The organism is Brevundimonas sp. (genome assembly GCF_041648055.1).
Taxonomy (GTDB): Bacteria; Pseudomonadota; Alphaproteobacteria; order Caulobacterales; family Caulobacteraceae; genus Brevundimonas.
The window spans coordinates 1-7,021 of sequence record NZ_JBAZPS010000021.1 but is presented as its reverse complement, the minus strand read 5'-3'; the positions used below and the strand labels follow the sequence as shown (position 1 = coordinate 7,021).

Below are 7,021 nucleotides of genomic sequence, written 5' to 3'. Positions count from 1 at the left end.
TACATCATCACCACGAGTCGGATCACCTCCGGCGAGCTGTCGAAGTAGCGGAACGGGTTGGTGCTCTTGGCCATAGCGACGACGCTAGGCGGACCGGATTACCGGCTGGCTAAGTTTGGGCTGACAAAGCCACGCCTCTCGATGCCGGAAACGTTTGAACGTCCGCTTTCCACCCATAGTGGAGCTTCAAAGAGTTCGCTTTTGGTGTCTCGACGAAGACCCTCGAAAGTGCACTGAAGCTGCGATCTCGGCGAGCCGACTTAGCTCACCAAATCCAGTCTTTGGCCTGCTCTACTTCGACAGCGACGGCTGGTTGTTGAAGCCATTCTGGCCGGGTCGAAATCTGGCTGATGTTCGAGTCTTCCAAAAGCGCTTCTGGGATCGGTGGTGACGTCAGAGCTTCGAAGTCGTGCTTGCCTGCGGGGAGGAGAGGGGACACCAGGGGCATCTCGTCTTCACGCTGAGAGGCTGTCGGTGGATCACACACGATCATGAGAAGATCGATCACACGGTCATCGAAACGCAGTTGCTCGATCCCGGTCAGCACATCCGAGCCGTCTGCTCCCTTCACGCGGTATCCGCCATCTGCTTCGAAGATCCTGTAGTCCGCCCAAGAGCCCGAGAAGACGGCCTCATCCCAGCCTTCCCCTCCGTCAATCACGTCATTCCCCCTGCCACCGGTCAGGACGTCGTCGCCCTCCAGTCCCAGCAATCGATCCTGGCCGTCGCGGCCGACCAGCTGATCGACTTCATCCGACCCGCGCAGTGTGCGCTCGAGGGGTTCGAGACGAACCTGGAAAACGTCGTAGAAGTCGGTGACGTCGCCAACGTAGCGCGCGTAGGACACCACGACATCACCAGACGACAGCACAGTGAGGGATGGCGGTTCTCCGGGTGAACCTGCCGGCCCGCGCACCACGATCACATCGCCATTAGGGGTACCATCGGCGAGAAAGGCGCGGGCCTCGATCGTGGTCAGCCCGCTGGAAAACTGCTCCCACGCTAGAGTGAAACCGCCATCAGGTGTCGCGACGACGGCGTGCAGCATGTTGACCCCAGGCGGTGCGGCATCGACCATGAAACGATCACCGACAGGTTGACCGTCACCGTCGAAGACCTGTGCGTACAGCCCGTCTGTCTGAGACCAGACCACGACGGACCCTCCTTCCGCCAGGCTGACAATCTCCGGCAGGTTCAGCTGTGTGTCGCGCGGTAGCCGCGCCACGTCGCCGATCCTTGTGCCGTCGATGGCAAACCGCTGAACGGCAATGGTTGGGCCGTCGTCGTTGTAGGCTCGCCAGGTCGCGATGTATCCGGTGTCTGTCGCACTGACGCTTGAGTATGACGCGTCGAGGTCGTCGTCGAGTTGCAGCGCTGCCCCGACCGGTTGGCCTGAGGCATCAAAACGCTGCGCCACCACGCCAGACCAGGGGGAATCGATCCGCTGCGTCCAACTTATGAGATAACCACCGTCAGACAGGGCGGTGACGGTCTGGGCATACCCAACTGTGCTGACCTGCGTTTCATTGACCGTGCGTGCCCCGGAGGCGTCAAAGACCTGCGCAAACACGCCGAGCAGGCCGGGGTCGCCCGGTTGGCCTCCAGGTACGGTGTTGTCCCAGGTGATGACGAAACCACCGGAGGCCAGCTCCGTGATGACGGGGTTCCGCTGGGAATAGGTGATTGTCGAGTTAACCAGGGTCTGATCACCGATCCGGTTTCCATCGGCATCGAAGCGCTGCAGATAGATACCGTAGCCACGGTCCTGTTCGCCGGCCCCGCTCCAGACCGTGACGTAACCTCCGTCTGAAAGGGCTATGGACTGAGGCGCGGACTGCCGGCTCAGCACATAGGTGTTGACGCGCTGCTCAGGTCCGATCGCATACGGCATCTGCTACTCCGTGCATACTCACAGCCGACAGATACAGGCCCCCGAATGCTCGATCAACGTCGTGCACAGCACGGTGATTTCTGGAGCAGCAGAGCGCTCTAAACGGTCGGAACGCGCCTTCAATGCACGAGCCAAAAAATGCATTGAGATCGTACTCGCATAACCCCCGGTGTCCGCTTGCTGGCCCGTAGCTCAGGTCCGATATCGACCCATTGCGGACCTTAAGTGGCTCATTCAGGTTGGCCGTCTGGCCGGGGGTGTCCACTGTGAATATCGAACTGCTGAAAGACGTGCCAGGTGGGCCGGAGCTTGTGGAGTGGTTCGACGGGCATGCTCCTCGCTTTCATGACGCCGAGGTCATCAGCATCGAGTTCGACCGCGCCGGGCCGACGTGCCTTCTCCGCGTGCATGGCTTCAAGGTAACCCGCGCGACCAATCCGGATGCTCCATACGTCTTTGAAGGTCATGCCGTCGTCAGCTTCAGGATAAACGAGGTCACCGGGATGCAGCTTAACGATTTCAATCACCAGAACGCGCTGATGGGCCTCAGCATCGAGCGCGGCCCCAACAATGGCTTCCGGGCAGAACTCGATCCCGCCTACGGCCTGTCCGGGTTTATTGAGGGTCGTTCGCTGTCGATTGCCATCGAGCCTGGCATTCCGCAGGGGAGCCAGTATGAGGCTCAAAACGACGTCCGCTAACACCACTCAGGCGACAGTCTGCTCTCGACCCTTAGCGGACACGGCCAACAGGTGTTAGGCTCGCGCGATGAGGCTAAGATCATTCATCATACTTGGAGTGATCGTCGCGCTAGGCGCGTGGTCCGGGGCGGGGCGCGAACGCTTCGTCGCCAAGGACGAGGCCGGTAGGACGATCGCCAGCGTGACGTTAGAGCAGCCCCTGCCAACGCACGACACCACACTGGTTTTTGAGGACGGCGAGGCTTCGTTGACTCGCCCAATGACGTTCGAGACAGCGGGAGCCTTCCAGTGCCATTGGTCCGATCTGGTGATGATCTGCCGTTCAGAGGCCCTAGCCCCCGACGAAGCACGAGGGGATGGTGGTGGGTATGTTCGTCGGCTGAGTAGCGACACAATTCTGGTAGCCGACGAGAGCGGCGGGCTTTCTGGCGACTTCTCCCGTTACCAAGATGGCCGACTGGTTTCGTTCGGCGTGATGGATGAAACCGGCACCGTTGGCTGGCACTACGACCTACGCTGAAATTGCAAACGGGCAGGGCTGCAATGTCCGCTTTCCACCCATAGCGGACATTAGGAACGTCTGCTTTCGGGATGGCCCCTTATGCGCATTTCGCGAACGAGAGAGACTATCAGACTGGAGGCGAAGTGCGCTTGCGCTGGGCCCAGACGCGGTTGTCGAGCGCCTGACGCGTGAGGACATGCGCGTCAGGGCCTGCCAGGGTTGTCCGCGCGAGGCGAGTGAACCGCGCTAACAGACTCCCGCTTCCAATGCCCGTCTTGATTGTGCAATGCTGCCGATTCTAGGGGAGGGCAGTTTGTCCCAGTTGATTATCTCGGGCGGCGCGCCGTGGTCCCGCGTCGTCTTCACGACCTACGCGCTAAGTCTGACATTCTTCGAAACCATCGTCATGGACGCCCTTGTGCGGGGACGCGCGAAACAGGTTCTCGTTCTGTCAGATGTCGAAGGTGTCCGGGCATCTTTGTCCGAAAAAGGCGTTCGCGGCGCGGGTCGGGACTACCTCGTCGAACCGGTCGCCGTGAGCGGCGGTGTCTTCCACCCCAAGATCGGGGCGTTCGTGGCTGATGATCAGGCCATGCTGACCGTCGGATCGGGAAACCTGACGTTCGGGGGTTGGGCCGGCAATCTGGAGCTCGTCGAGCACCTGCACTCCAGCGCCGCGCCCTCCGCATTCCGGGATGCGTCAGCGCTTTTTGAGGCGATGGCCGAACATTCGCGTCTGAAGCATTCGGCCGCCGAGGCGTGTCATGAGCTGTCGCGCGAACTGGCTGACGCAGTGAGAGGCCGCACCGACGCCGGACATGTCAGGCTTCTGCATGGGCTTGGACCAAGCCTAATTGATCAGCTCCGCGATCGGGCCGAGGAATTGGGCGGCGCGACACGGCTCAGCGTCGTCTCGCCCTATTTTGACGATGGCGGGGGTCTTTCGCGCCTGGCTGCGGCGTTGGACCTCTCCGAGGTGCAGGTGCACTGGCATGGCAAAGTCGCTTCGGGCACAGCTCCGAACTGGCCGCGTAAAACGCCTGCGCAGATCAAACCGGTACGCCTCGACTTTCTCACAGCGGACCCGCGGGTTCTTCACGCCAAAGCCTTTGAAATCCTGTGTCGGAAAGGTCGGCTTGTTATTTCGGGCAGCGCCAACGCCAGCGATCGTGCACTGGGCACCAACGGAAACGTAGAGGCTGTTATCGTTCGCGCGCTACGCGATCGTCGCGGCGGATGGAGCGGACACGCCGTCGATACGCCGGTCATGGACCGCGCCCTGACGGCCGAGGCTCTCGAGGAGAGCGAGACGATCGGCGTGCTCCGGGCTGAGCTGAGAGACGCCATCCTCAACGGTTGGATTCTGACGCCGGCCATGAGGGGGCGGGCGGTTGTCGAGCAACTCACCAGCTTGGGCGCGGTGCCGCTCGGCGAAGCCGAGATCGACGAGGCCGGCCGGTTCCGGCTGGAGGCGGCTGGTCTCGAGGCGCAAGCATGGAATGCGGGGCGTCTGGTCTTGCGGGTCCGATGCGGCGACTGCGTCGCTGAGGGGTATGCCGCATCCACCGCCGCCGGCACTGTGGCGCGGCGCATCGGAGCCATGGCACCGCGTCTGTTCGCCATCCTCGGCGGGTCGGAGACGCCGGATGATATCGTCGCGCTCCTCGACTGGATCTTCGACGAGCCGGAACGGCTGCTCCGGTTGGGGGGAGGCGGTGCTTCAAGCGCACCAAGTCGCGCCGATGACGGGGATCGGCTGCTGGGGGTTGAGGATATTGTCTGGTCGCCGGTTCAGGGGGCGGCCGCATCCAGCAATGACCGCGACGAGGCGGCGGTCGTCCAGGCAATCCGGCAGCTCAGACGGATGCTGCGGGGGCGCAAGAGCGCCTATGAACGGCCTGAGACGCCTGAGTCCGGCGATGAGCAGAGCGCGGCACAGCTGAAACGAGCCGACGAGCAGCAGCGTCGGCATGACGCCAGTCTCGCGGCGTCGGAAGGCCTGACTGAGGATTTCCTCAACTGGGCGCTGGAACCGGACCAGGTGGTCGCATGGGGCGTCTTCGCTCTGGAGCTGCTCAATCACATGGCCCAGCGCCTCGACTGGACGCCTGCGGTCTTGCGGGACGCCTTGTCGAAAGTGGCCAGCGCGCTGACGCCCGAGGCGATACCCGAGGCTGATCGTGCCTTGGTCACCGGATCAATTCTGGCGTTGGTTGGTTCAGTTCCGACCGAACGCATTCGTGCCGTCTTTATTAGGATGAAGCTGCCCCTCGATGGTGTGCCTCCGGCCGCCGACGACGCGCCTCTCTACGAACGCGCCGGCGGGGGTGATGTGGCGGCCGCCTGGGCTGCGCTCCAGCAAGTGCGGTCGATCGAAGAGTCGATCGGCGATTTCGTCTATGCCCTTAAGAATCCAGACATAGCGGATCACAAGGTGCTGTCAGTCCAACGACAACTTGTCTCCACTGAGCGCAGGTAGGGCAGGGGAGGCCACGCCTATCCGGCGAGCGTCTTCCACTCAGCCAGGGCGGCTGAGCGTTGGGCCTTGTATGTCTCTCTGCTGATGAGGTGGCGATCCTGGTTGAAGTGGTTGTGGAAGGCGGCATGGACGGAGCTGAACTTCTGCAGCGTCTTCATCTGCCGGAACCTCAGCATGGCCCGTTCTCGTCGTCGGAAGGGCAGGTGTGAGTTCTCCACCCTGTTGTTGGCCCAGCGGCCGAACTCCTGTTTCTCGGTGTTGCCCAGCTCTTTCATCGCAGCCTTGTAGGAGCGCAAACCATCCGTCGTCATCGCCTTGGCCCGGCCGTGCCGCTTCATGAGTTTCTTCATGAACTTCAGTGCCGCGGCTTTGTCTCTGGTCTTGCTGGCAAAGGATTCCAGCACCTCGCCCTCGTGGTCCACGGCGCGCCAGAGGTAGTGCATCTCGCCGTTTATCTTCACGTAGACCTCGTCGAGGTGCCACCGCCAGTGAGTGAAGGCGCGCATCTTCTGAACCCGCTTCCTGCGGATCTCGGCGGCGAACATTGGGCCGAAGCGGTTCCACCATAGCCGTACCGTCTCGTGACAGATGTCGATGCCGCGCTCGGCCAGCAGGTCCTCCACATTCCGCAGCGACAACGGGTACTTCACGTACATCATCACCACGAGCCGGATCACCTCCGGGGAGCTGTCGAAGTAGCGAAACGGGTTGGTGCTCTTGGCCATGGCGAAGACGCTAGGCGGACCGGATTACCGGCTGGCTAAGTTTGGGCTGACAGAGCCCTCAGAACCGCATCGTCGTGGAATTCGCCGCAGACAGCGACGAGGTCTCGACTCAGAGCATGGTGGCTCTCTCTCGCTTCGCGCGGGCACATCCGGACAAGGATCTCCTGATCGAGGGCCATGCGACGCTGGCGGAGTCGGACAACAGTCCAGACTATGCGACCGGACTCTCGCATCGACGCTCGGCCAAGGTGCGGATGGCGATCTGGAACGACGACGTGGAACGACGGCAGTTTTCAGCGCAGCGAACGATGACGTCGTCCGGGTACGGGGCCAGTCGCCCTCTCGACGGGATAGCGCCGGACCATCGGCGCAATCGCCGGGTCGAGGTTTCGCTTCGGGGACCGGACGCCGGCTAGTAGCCGCGCGACCCAATGTAGTACCTCTGCTGCGGCCCTGCAGTCGGTCTCGGCCATCTGAATAGTCACAGTCCGGCGCCGTGCGAGTACCAATCGCTCCTAAACGCAAACACACGGTGTGCTCGACGGACGCGAGCAGGGTGAAGCGGCCCGCCGAGCGTTTGGGATCTGCGGGCGTTCAGACGGCTATGGCGATTTGAAAGCCATCAGGAATTCGAGCAGGTCCGAGCCATCGGTCGCTTCGAGCCTGTAGTCCTGAGCCTGCTCTCTTGGCAGGGCGTCGAAGCGGGTCCGTATCGACTGGGCG

General features: G+C 62.2%; 6 protein-coding genes. 4 read left to right on the top strand and 2 right to left on the bottom strand.

The features are described 5' to 3' along the window. Nucleotides 1-265 precede the first annotated feature (265 nt). A complete protein-coding gene (locus WC585_RS17055; RefSeq protein ID WP_373259206.1) occupies nucleotides 266-1,891 on the bottom strand; it encodes a hypothetical protein in 1,626 nt (541 codons plus the stop codon). Nucleotides 1,892-2,157: 266 nt separating this feature from the next. Between WC585_RS17055 and WC585_RS17050 the strand changes: the two genes are divergently transcribed. The 3 genes from WC585_RS17050 (at nucleotide 2,158) to WC585_RS17040 (ending at nucleotide 5,573) form a co-directional block, all read left to right on the top strand. Beyond that, a complete protein-coding gene (locus WC585_RS17050; RefSeq protein WP_373259204.1) occupies nucleotides 2,158-2,592 on the top strand; it encodes a hypothetical protein in 435 nt (144 codons plus the stop codon). A 97-nt stretch (nucleotides 2,593-2,689) separates the two neighbouring features. After that, the gene (locus WC585_RS17045) at nucleotides 2,690-3,112 is read left to right on the top strand and encodes a hypothetical protein (RefSeq protein WP_373259202.1); all 423 of its coding nucleotides are present in this window, start codon (nucleotides 2,690-2,692) and stop codon (nucleotides 3,110-3,112) included. A 295-nt stretch (nucleotides 3,113-3,407) separates the two neighbouring features. Then, on the top strand, nucleotides 3,408-5,573 hold the full coding sequence (locus WC585_RS17040) for a hypothetical protein (protein WP_373259200.1): 2,166 nt from the start codon (nucleotides 3,408-3,410) through the stop codon (nucleotides 5,571-5,573). A 17-nt stretch (nucleotides 5,574-5,590) separates the two neighbouring features. On the opposite strand, the gene WC585_RS17035 is transcribed toward WC585_RS17040, so the two are convergent. Next, nucleotides 5,591-6,298 (bottom strand): IS6 family transposase, encoded by a 708-nt coding sequence (locus WC585_RS17035; protein WP_373259199.1) that lies wholly within the window; start codon nucleotides 6,296-6,298, stop codon nucleotides 5,591-5,593. A 74-nt stretch (nucleotides 6,299-6,372) separates the two neighbouring features. On the opposite strand from WC585_RS17035, the gene WC585_RS17030 reads away from it, so the two are divergent. Then, the gene (locus tag WC585_RS17030) at nucleotides 6,373-6,714 is read left to right on the top strand and encodes an OmpA family protein (RefSeq protein WP_373259197.1); all 342 of its coding nucleotides are present in this window, start codon (nucleotides 6,373-6,375) and stop codon (nucleotides 6,712-6,714) included. Nucleotides 6,715-7,021 lie beyond the last annotated feature (307 nt).

Bases quoted from the DNA above. Each gene is read 5' to 3' on its own strand.
- WC585_RS17055 (WP_373259206.1), bottom strand. From the start codon at position 1,891: ATGCCGTATGCGATCGGACCTGAGCAGCGCGTCAACACCTATGTGCTG.
- WC585_RS17035 (WP_373259199.1), bottom strand. From the start codon at position 6,298: ATGGCCAAGAGCACCAACCCGTTTCGCTACTTCGACAGCTCCCCGGAG.